The organism is Pseudomonas sp. 05T35 (assembly GCF_056396605.1).
In genome coordinates, this window is sequence record NZ_JBFTLU010000186.1 from 1 (window position 1) to 15459 (window position 15459).

Below are 15459 nucleotides of genomic sequence, written 5' to 3' on the forward strand. Positions count from 1 at the left end.
GCCGAACGCAGGCTTCGCCAGCTGCTACGGGTCATGCGTCGTGCCTGTACATGGTGACCTTCTTTACGCAAAACCCTCCACTTATCTCTTTCCATTTGCCAGCACCGGGTTCAGCTGATATCTGTACGCATAACCAGTACCCGCTCGCCATGGCGCTTTCTATTCGTGACAGTCAATCCGCTCGAAGATCCGTTCTATTACCTGAACAACTTCCAACAAGTACTCGCCTGGCTTGAGCAGCGCTATGCCGACGTGCTGAGCGCGCAGGAGCAGCAATTCATCGTTGATTTTGGCCAGCTGCCGCGCGCCTCTCAGGCACTGCTGGTCAGGATGGTCATGCGCAAGGGCGAGCATTTTCGCTTCGGCAAGTTGCATTACGCCGAAATAGGCGAGATCGCCCGCGCGGCAGAGCCCTTGCTGACCCTTGGCTGGGTTGACGAAAAGGCGCCGCTGTCGATTGAGCAACTGTTCGAGGTGCTGCTCAAACCGGAAATCCTTCAGTGCTTCAGCGCGGCCATCGAACAACCCAAAGCGAAGAAGTCCGAGTGGCTGGCCGCACTGAGCGAGCAGTTCACCGAGGCGCAGTCCTTCAAGACCTGGTGTCCGACGCTGGATGACCGGTTGTTGAGCCTGACCATCATGAACCTGTGCGATCGGCTGCGGCTGATGTTCTTCGGCAACCTGTATCAGGACTGGTCGGAGTTCGTCCTGGCAGACCTTGGGATCTTTACCTACGAGAAAGTCGAGTTTTGCGCCGAATCCCGAGGCTTGCGCAGTCGTGACGACGTCGAGGCGTTTCTCTATCTGCACGATTGTCAGCTGCGTCTTGAAGCCGGGGAGGCGCTGGAACAGGTCGTCGAACAGATCCAGGCACTGCAAACCGCCAACCCCTGGCTCGAGCGGCGCCGCGCCAAGCTGCTGTTTCAGATCGGGCAACACTGCGAGCGCATCGCCGATTTCCCGGCAGCGCTGACGATCTACCGCGAATGCGCGTACCCCGGCGCCAGGTTGCGCTTGATCCGGGTGCTGGAACGTTGCGCCGAGTTTCAATTGGCCCTGGAGTTGGCGACCCATGCCGAACACGCGCCGGAGAGCGCCGCCGAGCAACAACAGCTGTTGCGGGTGCTGCCCCGGTTGCGGCGTAAACTCGGCGGCCCGCCGGCGCCTCGGGTCAAGACGCGCGAGGTTGAGCGCCTGGACCTGAGCCTGTCGCGAAGCGACCCGGCACTGTCGGTCGAGTTCTACGTCCAGGCTCATCTCGATGAACCCACAGCCCCGGTGCATTACGTTGAAAACAGCCTGATCAACTCGTTGTTCGGGCTGCTCTGCTGGCCGGCGATTTTCGCACCGTTGCCTGGCGCATTTTTTCACCCGTTCCAGCGTGGGCCGGTGGACCTGCTCAGCGAGGATTTTCATTCCCGGCGTGCCGAGCTGTTCCAGGCGTGCCTGGCAGAACTGGACGATGGACGTTATGCCGAGACCATCCGCCAGCGTTTTCGCGCCAAGTCGGGGGTGCAGTCACCCTTCGTGTTTTGGGGCGTGCTGACCGAAGAGCTGCTTGAGCAGGCACTGGACTGTCTGCCGGCTGAACACCTCAGGCACTGGTTCCATCGACTGTTGCTGGACATCAAGGCCAATCGCGCCGGGATGCCGGACCTGATCCAGTTCTGGCCGCAACACAAGACTTACCGGATGATCGAGGTCAAAGGCCCGGGCGATCGCCTGCAAGACAACCAACTGCGCTGGCTGGAGTTCTGCCACGAGCACCAGATGCCTATCGCTGTCTGTTATGTGCAATGGGTGGAGCACGAGGCGTGAGCTACAGCGTTGCGGTGCGGGCGTTATGCGAATTCACCGCCAAGGTCGGTGATCTCGACCTGCGTTTCACACCGTCGCCGACTGCCCTGGAAGGCATCGTCGGTCACCGCACTGTCGCTTCGCGGCGTAGCGAGACCTATCAAAACGAAGTGGCTCTGGAAGGCGAATATCGGCAGTTGACGGTCAGGGGCAGGGCGGACGGTTATGACCCTGGCCAGAACCGCCTTGAGGAAATCAAAACCTACCGTGGCGAACTGGAGCGAATGCCGGCCAACCACCGCCAGTTGCATTGGGCCCAGGCGAAAATCTACGGCTGGCTGATGTGTCGGAAACTGCAGTTGGCCGAGATCGAGCTGGCGCTGGTGTACTTCGATATCGTCAGCGAAAAGGAAACCAGCCTGGTCGAAACCTGGAGCGCGCTTGAGCTGGAGCGTTTCTTCACGCTGCAGTGCGGGTTGTTCCTGCAGTGGGCCGAGCAGGAAATGGCCCATCGCGAAGCGCGCAATCAGGCCGCGCAGGCGCTGGGCTTTGCGTACCCGGACTTCCGCCCGGGACAACGTCACCTTGCCGAGTCGGTGTTCAAGGCGGTCAGCACCGGTCGCTGCCTGATGGCCCAGGCTCCGACCGGCATCGGCAAGACGGTCGGCACGCTGTTCCCGATGCTCAAGGCGTTGGCGCCACAACAGATCGACAAGATGTTCTTTCTCACCGCCAAGACTCCCGGGCGAAAATTGGCGTTGGATGCGGCACAGGTGATCGTCGACGGCAGCGACGGTTTACCGTTGCGAGTGCTGGAGATGATTGCTCGCGACAAAGCCTGCGAGCACCTGGACAAAGCCTGTCACGGCGAATCCTGCCCGTTGGCGAAAGGCTTTTACGATCGTTTGCCGGCGGCCCGCGAGGCGGCGAGTCGGGTGACCTTGCTCAATCAGACAGCCCTGCGCGAGATCGCCCTGAAACATCAGGTGTGTCCGTATTACCTGAGCCAGGAAATGGCCCGTTGGGCTGACGTGGTGGTTGCCGACTACAACTACTATTTCGACTTCAGTGCGTTGCTGTTCGGTTTGGCCCAGGCCAACCAGTGGAAAGTCGCGGTGCTGGTGGATGAGGCCCACAACCTGGTGGAGCGCGGTCGGCAGATGTACAGCGCAAGCCTCGATCAATTCACCTTGAATACCCTGCGCAAAAGCGCCCCCGAGGTGCTGAAGAAGAGCTTGCAGCGGGTCAACCGCGAATGGAATGCGCTGCACAAAACACAGATCAGCCCTTATCAGGCCTACGCGAAGGCCCCGGACAAATTGTTGCAAGCGCTGTCGCTCTGCACGACGGCCATCGGCGATTACCTCAATGATCACCCGCAGGGGCTGGACGCTGCGTTGCAGAGTTTCTATTTCGATGCGCTGCAATTCAGCCGGGTCGCCGAGCTGTTCGATGAGCATTTTCTGTTCGACATCAGCAAGCGCGACCTCGGCAACACGCGCAGCCTTTCACAACTGTGCCTGCGCAATGTGGTGCCGGCCGGGTTTATCCGCCCGTGCCTGACGGCGGCGCGCAGCACCGTGATGTTTTCCGCCACCTTGAGCCCGCAGCGCTATTACTCCGACCTGCTCGGGTTGCCGGCGAGCACGGTGTGGATCGACGTCGAGTCGCCGTTCAGCGCCGAGCAGCTCAAGGTGCAGATTGTCAGTCAAATCTCCACCCGATTCGTGCACCGGCAGGCCTCGCTTGCGCCGATTGTCGAGTTGATGGCCCGACAGTTCATGGAGCGTCCCGGCAATTACCTGGCGTTTTTCAGCAGCTTTGATTATCTGCAACAAGTGGCGCAGTTGTTTGCCGAGAGCTGGCCGCAGATCAACCTGTGGTCACAGTCACGCGGCATGGACGAAGCCCGGCGTCAGGCCTTTCTTGAACAGTTCACGCCAGCGAGCCAGGGCATCGGCTTTGCGGTGTTGGGCGGGGCATTCGGGGAGGGTATCGATTTGCCGGGATCGCGGTTGATCGGGGCGTTCATCGCGACGCTGGGGCTGGCGCAACTGAACCCGGTCAACGAGCAGTTGAAGCAGCGCATGGCGGCGATCTTCGGCGCAGGTTACGACTACACCTACCTGTTTCCCGGTGTGCAGAAGGTGGTGCAAGCCGCCGGACGGGTGATTCGAACCCAACAGGATCAAGGCGTGGTGATGCTGATTGATGACCGCTTTGGCGAAAGCAAGGTTCAGCAGTTGCTGCCGCGCTGGTGGTCGGTCAGCGGGCGCCTGTGAAATGCGCGACGCCGTCAATGCATGCTGACTTTCCAGTCGGCCCGGCGCGAGGTCTGAACACTGCGTGCCTGGTACACCATGCTGACCAGCTCCGCGGCAAAACGGTGGCAGTCGCCCGGCCAACGCGCGGTCAACAGGTTGCCGTCATGCACGATAAATCCGCATTGCGGGTTTTCTGTCGAATCACGTTGCGCGAATCGTGGTCCCGGCAAGAAGTCATGGACGCTGGCCAATGCCGCAGTGACTTCGGCCTGCACTGTTTGCGAATAGGTGCGGTAGTAGCGGCCAAGCCACGGTGCGGTAATCCACCAGGCTGGCAACTCCATGGTGTTGGCCAGCAACGCGGTCACCTTGCGCCCGTGCAGCACCGAAAGAACGTTATCGGTATCCCGCGTGCGGGCCAGCAGCAAGACACCGTGGCAGACCGCCGCGACCGGTTTCTGTGTATCAAAGAAGTGCCGGACAATCCGCCGGGCGTCTTCGGATTCGAGCAAACTGCGCATGCCCTTGGCATGGCCGCCCGGGATCACCAGCCCCTCGTACTGCTCGGGGTCTACTTCGGCGTAGGCCATGGGTGATTTGAAACCCTCGTCGGCGGTCATGGCCGCGTAACACTGAAGATCTTCCTTGCGGGTCATCAGCAACGAGTTCAGTGGCCCKAAACCGATGTCCACCAGTCGCGCGTCGGCGTAGGCCGGCAAGCCTTTTGGCGTCGCGAAGCGCACCTCGATTCCGGCGTCATGCAACGCCTGCCAGGGCACGCTGCTTTCAGTGGGGTCGTAGTCAGCCTGAGGTAACAGGAAAAGCAGCATGCTCAAAGCCTCGAGTCGTCAGCGCTGGGGATCGTCTATTGCTCTGAGTCTGGACGCAGGGACTGGACTTCGCCAGCCGTTGCCCGCCGATTTGATGCAGTCAGCGGTTCAAGCCTCAGTGAACCGAAACTTGAACAGCGTGCACGGGTAGCCGTCGACGGGAAGCTGATGAAGAGTGAACTGACCCAGGGTCAGCTCAGGGATGATTTTTGACCAGAACGCCTGCGCCGGCTGATTGGCGTCGATATGAAAAATCTGCCACTGACCGGGAAGCTGCTGGAGCAGGGCAGACACCACAAACCTGCCGACGCCGCGCCCGCGATAGCGGCGGCTGACGAAGAGATAACCGATGTTGTACTGCACGTCGTCGAAACGAACTGCGTCGTCAACCGTCACGAACCCGGCGATATCTCCGTCAACCTTGATCAGGAACGCTTGCGTCGCAGGCTTTCGCCAGTAGTCGAGCATGGGCTGAAGGGGGAAGAATCCATGGGCGCCAATCTTCAGCGGCAGCCACTCGCTGAAGTCGTACAGATAGAACTGCATCAGGTTTTCGATGCAGTCCAGTTCATCCCGTTGTGCGCGGTGCAGTTCGATCGTGGCCATTGCCCGAAGCTCCAGACGATTCGATGACGATGGCGATTAACCTAGCACCTCACGCAAACGATGCCACAACATGCCCAGTGYCAGCAGCGGTGTACGCAATGCACGGCCACCTGGAAAGGTCATGTGCGGCACTGCGCTGAAGACGTCCAGGCCGTGGCTGTGTCCGGCATGAATCGCTTCGGCCAGCAATCGCGCGGTCCAGTGTGTGACGTTGAGGCCATGACCGGAATAGCCTTGGGCGTAAAACACGTTCGGGTACTGCGACAACCGACCGACCTGGGGGAAACGATTGGCGGTGATGCCGATCCTGCCACCCCATTGATAGTCGATGCGCACATCGGCCAGCTGCGGGAACACCTTGAGCATTTTCGGGCGCATGTAGGCGGCGATGTCCGCCGGATCGCGTCCGGAATAATGGCAGGCACCGCCGAACAGCAAGCGCCGGTCTGCCGAAAGCCGGTAGTAGTCGAGTCCGACTTTCTGGTCGCACAGCGCCAGGTTCTGCGGGATCAATTCGGCGGCAGCCTGCGCTGACAATGGCTCGGTCGCGATGATGTAACTGCCCGCCGGCAGCACCTTGCCGCTGAGCCGTGGTTCCAGATCCTCCAGGTGCGCGTTGCAGCCCAGCACCAGACTCCCGGCGCGCACCGTGCCGCCTGCGCAGCGAACCTGCACGGTGCTGCCATGGATGATCTCCAGCGCCGGGCTTTGCTCGAAAATCCGCACCCCCAGCGACTCGGCGACCCGAGCCTCGCCGAGTACCAGATTGAGCGGGTGCAGATGACCGGACCCCATGTCCACCAGTCCGCCTGCGTAGACACCGGAGTTCACCACCTGGCGCATGTCTTCGGGCCTGACGAGGCGGGTTGCATGGGCATAACCCTGGGCGTCCAGGGTTTCTTGCTCCACTTGAAATGCCGCAAATTGCGCGGGTGTATTGGCCAGTTCGCAGAAGCCCCAGCGCAGGTCGCAGTCGATGCCATGCTCGCGGATGCGATTGCCCACCACCTCGACCGATTCGATGCCAGCGCGCTCCAGATAGCGCACGCCTTCCTGGCCGACATAACGGGAAAAACCCGAAACGTCGTGGCCAATGCCGCGGATCAACTGCCCGCCATTGCGGCCGCTGGCACCCCAGCCGATCCTTCGCCCCTCCAGCAGAATCACCGAGAGTCCGCGCTGGGCCAGCTCAATCGCGGTGTTGACGCCGGTAAAACCACCGCCAATCACACAGACGTCGGCTTGCAGATCCGACGTCAGCGTCGGGTGTTGCGCCATCGCATTGGCCGAGGCGTTGTAATAGGAGCGGGCGTGTTCCGCCGACAGGTTTATAGCGATCTGATTCATTTGTTGGACTTCACTTTGCTCCAGGAGCGGGTCATCACGCGCATGATTTCCGCTGTCGGTGTGGTCGAGATGTACAGCTTGTCCAGCACCGCCTGGGAGGGATAGACCTCTGGATTGTTCACCAGCTCTGCGTCCATGAACTGCTTGGCCGCAGGGTTGGGGTTGGCGTAACCGACGGTGGCGCTGACCTTGGCGATCACCTCCGGCTCCAGCAGGTAGTTGATGAATTCGTGGGCTTGTTTGGCGTTGCCGGCATCGGCAGGCACGGCCAGCAAGTCGAACCACAGGTTGCTGCCTTCCTTGGGAATCGCATAGGCGATGTTCACGCCGTTCTTCGCTTCCTTCGCCCGGTTTGCTGCCTGGAACACGTCGCCCGAGTAACCGAAGGCGATACAGATGTCGCCGTTGGCCAGGTCCGACACGTACTTGGAGGAGTGGAAATAGGTGATGTACGGACGGATGCTCAGCAGCTTGGCTTCGGCTTTCTTGTAGTCCTCGACATTCGAGCTGCGTGGGTCCATGCCCATGTAGTTGAGCATCGCCGGGAACACTTCATCGGGCGAATCCATCATCGACACGCCACACTGGGTGAGCTTTTTCAGGTTTTCCGGTTCGAACAGCACCGCCCAGGAGTCGATGTGATCGACACCCAGCACTTGCTTGATCTTGTCGACGTTGTAGCCGATGCCGTTGGTGCCCCACAGGTACGGCACCGAATGTTCGTTACCCGGGTCGTTCTTCTCCAGCAGCCTCAGCAATTTCGGGTCGAGGTTTTTCCAGTTCGGCAGTTGCGAACGGTCCAGTTTGAGGAACGCGCCGGCTTTGACCTGACGCGCCAGGAAATGGTTGGAAGGCACCACCACGTCATACCCGGTACGCCCGGCGAGCAGTTTGCCTTCCAGGGTTTCGTTGGAGTCGAATACGTCGTAGATGACCTTGATACCGGTTTTCGCCTGGAAGTCGGCGAGGGTGGTCGTACCGATATAGTCGGTCCAGTTGTACACACTGACGCTCGGCTGCGCGTGCGCGCCGAGGCTGCAGAACAGCGCGAGCGCTGCGGGAACGACTGATTTCAATAGACGCATTTCGACACCTCTTTGAATGATTGTTTTCGATGTTCTGGATTTGTTTGTTGCACCCCCGGGCCAATGCCAGGCACGGACCTTGTGGGAGCGAGCCTGCTCGCGATGAGGACATGGCAGTCACATCAACTGATAGAGATCAGACACTCAGCAACAGAAACTCGCGCTCCCAGGAGCTGATCACCCGCTTGAAGTTTTCGTGTTCGGCGCGCTTGACCGCGACGTAGCCGCGGACGAATTTAGCCCCCAGGTAACGCTCGATGGTCGGGCAGTCTTCCATGTACGCCAGTGCATCCTCGATGGTGATCGGCAGGCGCAGGTTGCGTCGCTCGTAGGCGCGGCCCTGCACCGGTGCGCTCGGTTCGATGCGCTCGATCATTCCCAAGTATCCGCATAGCAGGCTGGCAGCGATGGCCAGGTACGGGTTGGCATCGGCGCCCGGCAAACGGTTTTCCACGCGCATGGCCTCGGGACCGGAAGTCGGTACGCGCAACCCGACGGTGCGGTTTTCTTCGCCCCACTCAACGTTCACCGGTGCCGAGGTATCCGGCAGGAAGCGGCGGAACGAGTTGACGTTGGGCGCGAACATCGGCAGCAGTTTCGGAATGTACTTTTGCAGACCGCCAATGTGGTGCAGGAACAGCTCGCTCATCTGCCCGTCGTCTGTGGCGAAGATCGGCTTGCCGGTGGCGATGTCGACCACGCTCTGGTGCAGGTGCATGGCGCTGCCCGGTTCGTCGCCGATCGGCTTGGCCATGAAGGTCGCAGTGACGTTGTGCTTGAGCGCCGCTTCGCGCAGGGTGCGCTTGAATACGGTGATCTGGTCGGCCAGGTCCAGCGCATCGCCGTGACGGAAGTTGATTTCCATCTGTGCCGGGCCGTCTTCGTGGATCAGCGTGTCGAGGTCCAGACCTTGCAGTTCGCACCAGTCGTAGACGTCTTCGAACAGCGGATCGAATTCGTTGGCCGCATCGATGGAAAACGATTGGCGACCGCTTTCGGCGCGGCCCGAACGGCCCAGCGGTGCCTTGAGCGGCAAGTCCGGATCTTCGCAGCGCTGGGTCAGGTAAAACTCCATTTCCGGCGCCACAATCGGCTGCCAGCCCTTGTCGGCATAGAGCTTGAGGACTTTCTTGAGCACGTTGCGCGGCGACAGCTCGATCGGATTACCGAGCTTGTCGAAGGTGTCGTGAATCACGATGGCGGTCGGCTCGATCGCCCACGGCACCAGGTAAATCGCTGAAGAATCCGGCCGGCAAACCATGTCGATGTCGGCAGGGTCGAGCAGGTCGTAGTAAATGTCGTCGTCGACAAAGTCCCCGGTTACCGTTTGCAACAGCACACTTTCCGGCAGGCGCATGCCTCGCTCATGCAGGAACTTGTTGGTGGGCGCTATCTTGCCGCGAGCGATACCGGTCAGGTCACTAACCACGCATTCGACTTCGGTAATCTTGTGTTCTTTCAGCCATGAGGACAGCTGATCGAAAGGGGCATTCATAAAGACCTCGTTGTTGGTTTTATCAGCGCCAGAGTCGCTCTCTGCATCTCGTACAAGTGGCGAGAGACTTTCCCTGTAGCGCGTTGACGACTATCTTGGTCGACGCGTTTCGATCCATCTATCCACTTTAAGCAGCACCAAAACGCACCAAAAAAGTGCGTACAGGTCACTCCATGACAGAGTCAAACCCCTTGCACGTGCAGGCTTTCAACACCGCTGATGTCGCCGAACAGATCCGCGCGACCCCTGGGTGGGTGCAGCACTATCAGCAGATGTCGCCCGGGCATTTCGCAGGCCTGGTGCGTTATCTGGACCTGCAAGGCGTGGAGATTTACGAGGAGTGCATGAACACCCGCGTCGAGCAGAATTTCAGCGCGCCGCCGGGCTCACTGGCGTTCTGTTTCGATCGCAGTGACAACGCGCTGTATGTGCTGAACGGCGAAAGTCGCAACATCTGGATCACCCCAGAGAACTATCAGGAAGTGGCCGTGGTGTTCGGCCCGGAATTCGTTCAGCGCAACGGCCTGAACGTCGAGCGGTTGGAAGGCCTGTTCATGGCGCCGCTCAATTCGCAGCAGAACGCGCTGTTCAGCCGCTGGCTGAGCGGCACCTTGACCCGGCTGTCACACACCATCGATCCGCCGAGCAAGGACGCGCTGACTCAACAGCTGCTGGACGACTGCCTGTTCATTCTCGACAACGCCTGTGTTTGCCTGGACCAGGGCGCGTTGCAGCGCCGGGCAGGGGAGCGAACGATCATGAAGCGGATCGGTGAATGGGCGGCGGATACGCCGGAAGAGAACCTCAATTTGCTGGAGCTTTCCCAGGTCGCCGAAGTGTCATTGCGTCAGCTGCAACACGCGTTCAAGACCTACACCGGCATGGCGCCGACGCAATGGCTGCGTTTGCGCCGGCTCAACAGCGCCCGTCGGGAGTTGCTCAACCGTACCGCGACCGACACCACGGTGGCCGAAGTGGCGATGAACTGGTCGTTCTGGCACCTTGGGCGGTTTTCCAGCAGCTACCGGGCGCTGTTCAAGGAGTTGCCGAGTGACACCTTGAAGCGTGCATGCGCCACTCAGTCGAATGGGCGCGTGCGTCGCTAGAATGTAGGCGGGGTGATCACCCAGATCACCACCGCATCGACGTCGCCGGGATTGCCATAACGGTGGGGTTCCTGGCTGGAAAAACTGAAGCTGTCGCCTTCGTTGAGCTGGAAATGACGCTCTGCGACCCACAACTCGAAAGTGCCCGACAGCAGATAGCCGGCTTCCTCGCCTTCATGGCTGTAGCTGTGTTGGCTGTAGGTGCCTGGCGGGAAGCGTGAATGGAGCATTTCCAGCTGACGGTTGGGTTGCGGGGTCAGCAGTTGGTCGACGATGCCGTCTTCGTAATGCACGCTCATGCGGCTGTTCTTGCGCACCACGTAACCGTGGTCTTCGGGGGCGGTGTTGGCTTCGCTGGCGAAGAACCACTGGATGGTCACGCCCAGGCTTCGGGCGATGTTGAACAGCGCGGGAATCGACGGGTAGGCGAGGTTGCGTTCGAGCTGGCTGATGTAGCCTGCCGTCAACTCACTCATGTGCGCCAGCTCCGCCAGAGTCATGCCCCGACGTTTGCGCAGGCCGCGAATCCGCGTGCCGAGAAAATGCGGTTCGGCCGCGCCGCTATCTGGTGAAGGCGCGCTGCTGGCAGGCGGCATCTTGCTGCTATTGCTCATGGCGTGCTCCGAACGGTAAAGGGCCCAGTCAGTTGCGCGCAGTCCATTGTGGGAGCGAGCCTGCTCGCGATGAGGACATGGATCCGCCGAAATTCCACTAGACCTTGCAGCTCGAGACCCAAGGTATCCACCGGCTGATGGCCCTGACACAGCACCAGCGTATCGACGTTTTCAAACAGCATCGGTTCGCCGCTGGCGGTGTGTTGCAAGTAGACGGTGTTGTCGTCGCAACCGTAAAGCCGCGCATAAGGCGTGATCGGGATACCCAGCTTATGCAGTTCGCCGGCCAGTTGATCGCGCACGTACAGCGGCAGGTTTTCCCCGCAGTGGGTGCCATTGACCGCCAGTTGCACCTGGTGTCCGGCGCGCACCAGGCGTTCGGCAATGCCGGGGCCGATCCAGTCACAGCGCCAGTCGACCACCACCACCGAACGGCCAATCTGCACCTCATCGCGCAGCACCTGCCAGGCGTCCACCACCTGCAACTCACCGCCGCGTTCGAATGCCGGCCAGTAGGGCTCGGCGCCAGTGGCGACGATTACCATGTCCGGCTGTTCGCGCTCCACCAAGGCGCGGTCGACCCGGGTATTGCGCACCACGCGCACCCCGGCCAGTTCCATTTCGCGTTGCAGGTTGGTGCTGGCACCGCCGAACTCGCTGCGCCGTGGCAACAGTTGCGCCAGCAGCACTTGCCCACCGAGTTGCGAACTGGCCTCGTAGAGCGTCACCTCATGCCCGCGTTGCGCAGCCACTGCCGCAGCTTTCATCCCGGCCGGACCACCGCCGGCAATCATGATGCGTTTGCGCTGGGTGGTCGGTTGTCGCTGGCCGAACAGCAGCTCGCGACCGGTTTCCGGGTGCTGAATGCAGGAAATCGGCAAACCTTTGTGGAAGTGCCCGATGCACGCCTGATTGCAGGCGATGCAGGCCCGCACATCTTCGGCGCGGCCGGCGTCGGTCTTGTTGGGCATTTGCGGGTCGCAAATCAGCGCACGGGTCATGCCGCACACATCGGCCTGGCCACGCGCCAGAATCAGTTCGGCTTCCTGCGGCTGGTTGATCCGGCCGGTGACGAACAACGGAATGCTCAGGCTGGCCTTGAAGGTTCCGGCTTCCTTGGCCAGGTAAGCGGCTTCGATCGCCATCGGCGGCACGATGTGCACCGCGCCACCCAACGACGCCGAGGTTCCGGCGACGATGTGCACATAATCCAGCTGCGCTTGCAGCGATTTGACCGCTTGCAGCGACTCGTCTTCGGTGAGCCCCTCGGGGTCGCGCTCATCGGCGGAAATGCGCAAGCCGATGATGAACTGCTCGTCGGTGTTGGCGCGCACGGCGGCGATCACTTCGCGCAAAAAGCGCAGGCGCTGTTGCAGGTCACCGTTGTAGTCGTCGGTGCGGCGGTTGACCCGTGGGTTGATGAATTGCGCCGGCAGGTAACCATGGCTGGCGACCACTTCGACACCGTCCAGCCCGGCCCGATACAGGCGCCTGGCAGCGGCACCATAACCGGCGACGATCTCGTCGATCATCGCCTGATCAAGCGCGCGCGGCATCACCCGAAAACGCTCGTTGGGTACTGCCGAAGGCGAATAGGCAACTGCCAGCAGGCCATCGCTGGACTCCATGATCTCGCGTCCCGGATGGAAGATCTGCGAGAGCACCACGGTGCCGTGGGCGTGGCAGCTTTGCGCGAGTTTTCGATAGCCCTCGATACAGGCGTCGTCGGTCGCCATCAGCACATGCGAGGTGTAGCGCGCGCTGTCATGCACACCGGCCACTTGCAACACGATCAACCCGACACCACCTTCGGCGCGTGCCTTGTGATAGGCGATCAGTTGTTCGTTGACCAGGTTGTCGGTGGGCATCGAGGTGTCATGCCCGCTGGACATGATGCGGTTTTTCAGGCGTTTGCCACGAATCTGCAAGGGTTCGAACAGATGCGCAAAAGCTGGGGTCGAGGTCGGCATGGTACGGGTACTCCAGGCGGGCTGAAGCCGAAAGGCCGGGTTTTCGGCGTTGTTATTATTGCCCTATAGAAATTTACCGTCAGTAAAAAATCAACTTGTTTTTTTACTTATGCTTGCAGTAGCTTGTTTTGGCGCCCACTCCTGGGGCGAACCTCACCACAATAAAAAATGGGTCACGCCGGCATTGCCTGAGTGACACCTGCACGAGGAACCACTGATGAAATCGAACACGCTCAAGCACGGTTTTTATCCCTTGTTGTTGACCTTGGCCATTGGCCTTGGCAACGCTCAGGCAGCACCGGAGATGGTGGTGGTAGGTTACGGCGGAGCCGGACAAAAAGCCCAGGATGTGGCGTTCTTCCAACCCTTCAGCACGGCGGATCGGAGCAAGCTGATCCAGAGCGAATACAACGGCGAAATGGCCCGGATCAAAGTGATGGTCGATACCGGCAACGTCGATTGGGACGTGGTGCAGATCGAAGGCCCGGACCTGATGCGCGGCTGCGACGAAGGCATGTACGAACGCCTGGACTGGAAAGCTCTGGGACACGCCGAGCAGTTGATCCCCGAGGCCGCGCAGGAATGCGGTTCCGCCGCGCTGGTCTGGAGCGTGGCGATTGCCTACGACACCCAGAAGCTGGCGCAGGCTCCGACCTCATGGGCCGACTTCTGGGATGTGCAGAAATTTCCCGGCAAACGCGGGCTGCGCAAACGTGCGGTGTACAACCTGGAGTTCGCCTTGCTGGCGGACGGGGTGAAAGTCGAGGACGTGTACAAGGTGCTGAGCACTCCGCAGGGCGTCGACCGGGCGTTCGCCAAGCTCACCGAACTCAAGCCGCATATCCAGTGGTGGGAAGCCGGCGCGCAACCGGCGCAATGGCTGACCGCCGGCGATGTGGTGATGACCTCGACCTACAGCGGGCGCGTGGCTGCTGCCGCGCAAAGCGGCAGTCACCTCGGATTGGTCTGGCCGGGGAGCCTGTACGGCATGGACTACTGGGCGATCATCAAGGGCTCCAGACACGTCGATCAGGCCAAGCGATTTATAGCTTTTGCCAACCAGCCGGATGCCCAGGTCAAGTACGTCGAGCAGATTCCTTACGGCCCGACCAACACCCAGGCCGCCGCGCGACTGGACAGCAAACTGGCGCAATGGGTGCCGACTGCCCCGCAAAACCTCAAGGGTGCACTGTCGATGAACGTGCCGTTCTGGGTCGATCATGGCGAGGAACTCGAAGAGCGCTTCAACGCCTGGGCCAGCAAGTAATTGCAACGGGGCGACTGACCGAGCCGTGCGGGAAAACCCGGGATCTGACGCTGGAGACTTTTGTCGCTCTTGCTGTACAGTCGTTTAGCCCGCGGTCTTCCCGGCTGAGGTCCCTACCGATTGATCTATGGAGAGTGTCGCGCATGAGTCAGGAAGCCCGTTTTTCCCGCATGGAGCCGGAGTTGCGCAAGGCCAACCTGATCGAGGCAACACTGGTGTGCCTCAAGCGCCACGGCTTCCAGGGCGCATCGATCCGCAAGATTTCCGCTGAGGCCGGGGTTTCGGTCGGGCTGATCAGCCATCACTATTCGGGCAAAGACGAACTGGTGGCCGAGGCTTACATGTCGATCACCGGGCGGGTCATGAGCCTGCTGCGCGAGGCCATGGAACAGGCTGCACCGAATGCCCGCGAGCGTTTGTCGGCGTTCTTCCGCGGCTCGTTTTCCGCCGAGATATTGGACCCGCAACTGCTGGACGCCTGGCTGGCGTTCTGGGGGGCAGTCAAGACCGCGGAGGCGATCAACCAGGCGCACGATCATTCCTATGGCGAGTACCGCGGCATATTGCGCAAGGTGCTGACCGAGTTGGCGCAGGAGGAGGGCTGGGAGCACTTCGACGCCGATCTTGCGGCCATCAGCCTCAGTGCCTTGCTCGACGGCTTGTGGCTGGAGTYGGGACTCAACCCGGGGACCTTTACCCCGGAGCAGGGCATGCAGATTTGCGAAGCCTGGGTCGACGGTTTACAGGCCGGTGGGCGCCAGCGTTTTTGCTTGCAGACGACGGGCTGTTGATCGTCCGTTCAGCAATGGATACTCTCTGGCGCCAGTGCAGGAAAAAACTCTAATAAGAAACACGCCTTCGGGCATACGCAGGATTCCAAGCGATGGCTCCTCGGGTACTGATCGTCGATGACGATCCGCTGATTCGCGAACTGCTGCACGCCTACCTGTCCCAGGAAGGTTATGAAGTGCATTGCGCCGCCACGGCGGAACTCGCCGAAACCTTTCTGGCGAGCCAGACTGTCGATCTGGTGATGCTCGATATTCGCCTGCCGGGCAAGGACGGCCTGACCCTGACC

At 60.7% G+C, this 15459-nt stretch carries 12 protein-coding genes and 2 pseudogenes; 6 read left to right on the top strand and 8 right to left on the bottom strand.

Annotated features, from left to right (window positions below; genetic code table 11):
• Nucleotides 1–165 precede the first annotated feature (165 nt).
• Nucleotides 166–1740, top strand: a pseudogene (locus AC1DH9_RS15580) (VRR-NUC domain-containing protein); the annotation flags it as partial.
• Here the strand turns inward: AC1DH9_RS15580 and AC1DH9_RS15585 are convergent.
• A pseudogene (locus AC1DH9_RS15585) lies at nt 1735–1809 on the bottom strand (hypothetical protein); the annotation flags it as partial. The pseudogenes AC1DH9_RS15580 and AC1DH9_RS15585 sit on opposite strands and share 6 nt — an antisense overlap.
• A 5-nt stretch (nt 1810–1814) precedes the next feature.
• On the opposite strand from AC1DH9_RS15585, the gene AC1DH9_RS15590 reads away from it, so the two are divergent.
• Nucleotides 1815–4079 carry an ATP-dependent DNA helicase gene (locus AC1DH9_RS15590; RefSeq protein ID WP_427540967.1) on the top strand — a complete coding sequence of 755 codons (2265 nt, stop codon included), beginning with the start codon at nt 1815–1817 and terminating at the stop codon, nt 4077–4079.
• 14 nt (nt 4080–4093) lie between these two features.
• Here the strand turns inward: AC1DH9_RS15590 and AC1DH9_RS15595 are convergent, their stop codons facing one another.
• The 5 genes from AC1DH9_RS15595 to AC1DH9_RS15615 all read right to left on the bottom strand — a co-directional run bounded on the left by AC1DH9_RS15595 (nt 4094) and on the right by AC1DH9_RS15615 (nt 9424).
• Nucleotides 4094–4891 (bottom strand): type 1 glutamine amidotransferase domain-containing protein, encoded by a 798-nt coding sequence (locus AC1DH9_RS15595; RefSeq protein WP_477808386.1) that lies wholly within the window; start codon nt 4889–4891, stop codon nt 4094–4096.
• Between the two features lie 108 nt (nt 4892–4999).
• A complete protein-coding gene (locus AC1DH9_RS15600) occupies nt 5000–5497 on the bottom strand; it encodes a GNAT family N-acetyltransferase (protein ID WP_427540973.1) in 498 nt (165 codons plus the stop codon).
• Nucleotides 5498–5533: 36 nt separating this feature from the next.
• On the bottom strand, nt 5534–6844 hold the full coding sequence (locus tag AC1DH9_RS15605; protein WP_477808387.1) for an NAD(P)/FAD-dependent oxidoreductase: 1311 nt from the start codon (nt 6842–6844) through the stop codon (nt 5534–5536).
• Nucleotides 6841–7929 (bottom strand): polyamine ABC transporter substrate-binding protein, encoded by a 1089-nt coding sequence (locus AC1DH9_RS15610; RefSeq protein ID WP_427540979.1) that lies wholly within the window; start codon nt 7927–7929, stop codon nt 6841–6843. The genes AC1DH9_RS15605 and AC1DH9_RS15610 overlap by 4 nt, the downstream gene beginning before the upstream one ends.
• A 136-nt stretch (nt 7930–8065) precedes the next feature.
• Nucleotides 8066–9424: a glutamine synthetase family protein gene (locus AC1DH9_RS15615; protein ID WP_427547406.1), complete on the bottom strand. Its 1359-nt coding sequence runs from the start codon at nt 9422–9424 to the stop codon at nt 8066–8068.
• Nucleotides 9425–9597: 173 nt separating this feature from the next.
• Here AC1DH9_RS15615 and AC1DH9_RS15620 point away from each other — a divergent pair, with 173 nt between their 5' ends.
• A complete protein-coding gene (locus tag AC1DH9_RS15620) occupies nt 9598–10530 on the top strand; it encodes a helix-turn-helix domain-containing protein (protein ID WP_427547409.1) in 933 nt (310 codons plus the stop codon).
• On the opposite strand, the gene AC1DH9_RS15625 is transcribed toward AC1DH9_RS15620, so the two are convergent.
• Both AC1DH9_RS15625 and AC1DH9_RS15630 read right to left on the bottom strand, forming a co-directional pair.
• A complete protein-coding gene (locus tag AC1DH9_RS15625) occupies nt 10527–11126 on the bottom strand; it encodes a cupin domain-containing protein (RefSeq protein ID WP_427547411.1) in 600 nt (199 codons plus the stop codon). The genes AC1DH9_RS15620 and AC1DH9_RS15625 overlap by 4 nt on opposite strands.
• A gap of 14 nt (nt 11127–11140) precedes the next feature.
• The gene (locus AC1DH9_RS15630; RefSeq protein WP_477808388.1) at nt 11141–13114 is read right to left on the bottom strand and encodes an oxidoreductase; all 1974 of its coding nucleotides are present in this window, start codon (nt 13112–13114) and stop codon (nt 11141–11143) included.
• A 217-nt stretch (nt 13115–13331) separates the two neighbouring features.
• Between AC1DH9_RS15630 and AC1DH9_RS15635 the strand changes: the two genes are divergently transcribed.
• The 3 genes from AC1DH9_RS15635 to AC1DH9_RS15645 all read left to right on the top strand — a co-directional run.
• Nucleotides 13332–14381 carry an ABC transporter substrate-binding protein gene (locus AC1DH9_RS15635; RefSeq protein WP_427546387.1) on the top strand — a complete coding sequence of 350 codons (1050 nt, stop codon included), beginning with the start codon at nt 13332–13334 and terminating at the stop codon, nt 14379–14381.
• A gap of 143 nt (nt 14382–14524) precedes the next feature.
• Nucleotides 14525–15172 (top strand): TetR family transcriptional regulator C-terminal domain-containing protein, encoded by a 648-nt coding sequence (locus AC1DH9_RS15640; RefSeq protein ID WP_477808389.1) that lies wholly within the window; start codon nt 14525–14527, stop codon nt 15170–15172.
• Nucleotides 15173–15264: 92 nt separating this feature from the next.
• Nucleotides 15265–15459, top strand: a 195-nt coding sequence (locus AC1DH9_RS15645) for a response regulator (RefSeq protein ID WP_477808390.1), incomplete at its 3' end; no start/stop codon positions are given.

What these genes read in the sequence shown, in the direction of transcription:
- AC1DH9_RS15625 (WP_427547411.1), bottom strand. Translation starts at nt 11,126, where the DNA reads ATGCCGCCTGCCAGCAGCGCGCCTTCACCAGATAGCGGCGCGGCCGAA.
- AC1DH9_RS15615 (WP_427547406.1), bottom strand. Translation starts at nt 9,424, where the DNA reads ATGAATGCCCCTTTCGATCAGCTGTCCTCATGGCTGAAAGAACACAAG.
- AC1DH9_RS15600 (WP_427540973.1), bottom strand. Translation starts at nt 5,497, where the DNA reads ATGGCCACGATCGAACTGCACCGCGCACAACGGGATGAACTGGACTGC.
- AC1DH9_RS15620 (WP_427547409.1), top strand. Translation starts at nt 9,598, where the DNA reads ATGACAGAGTCAAACCCCTTGCACGTGCAGGCTTTCAACACCGCTGAT.
- AC1DH9_RS15630 (WP_477808388.1), bottom strand. Translation starts at nt 13,114, where the DNA reads ATGCCGACCTCGACCCCAGCTTTTGCGCATCTGTTCGAACCCTTGCAG.
- AC1DH9_RS15635 (WP_427546387.1), top strand. Translation starts at nt 13,332, where the DNA reads ATGAAATCGAACACGCTCAAGCACGGTTTTTATCCCTTGTTGTTGACC.
- AC1DH9_RS15610 (WP_427540979.1), bottom strand. Translation starts at nt 7,929, where the DNA reads ATGCGTCTATTGAAATCAGTCGTTCCCGCAGCGCTCGCGCTGTTCTGC.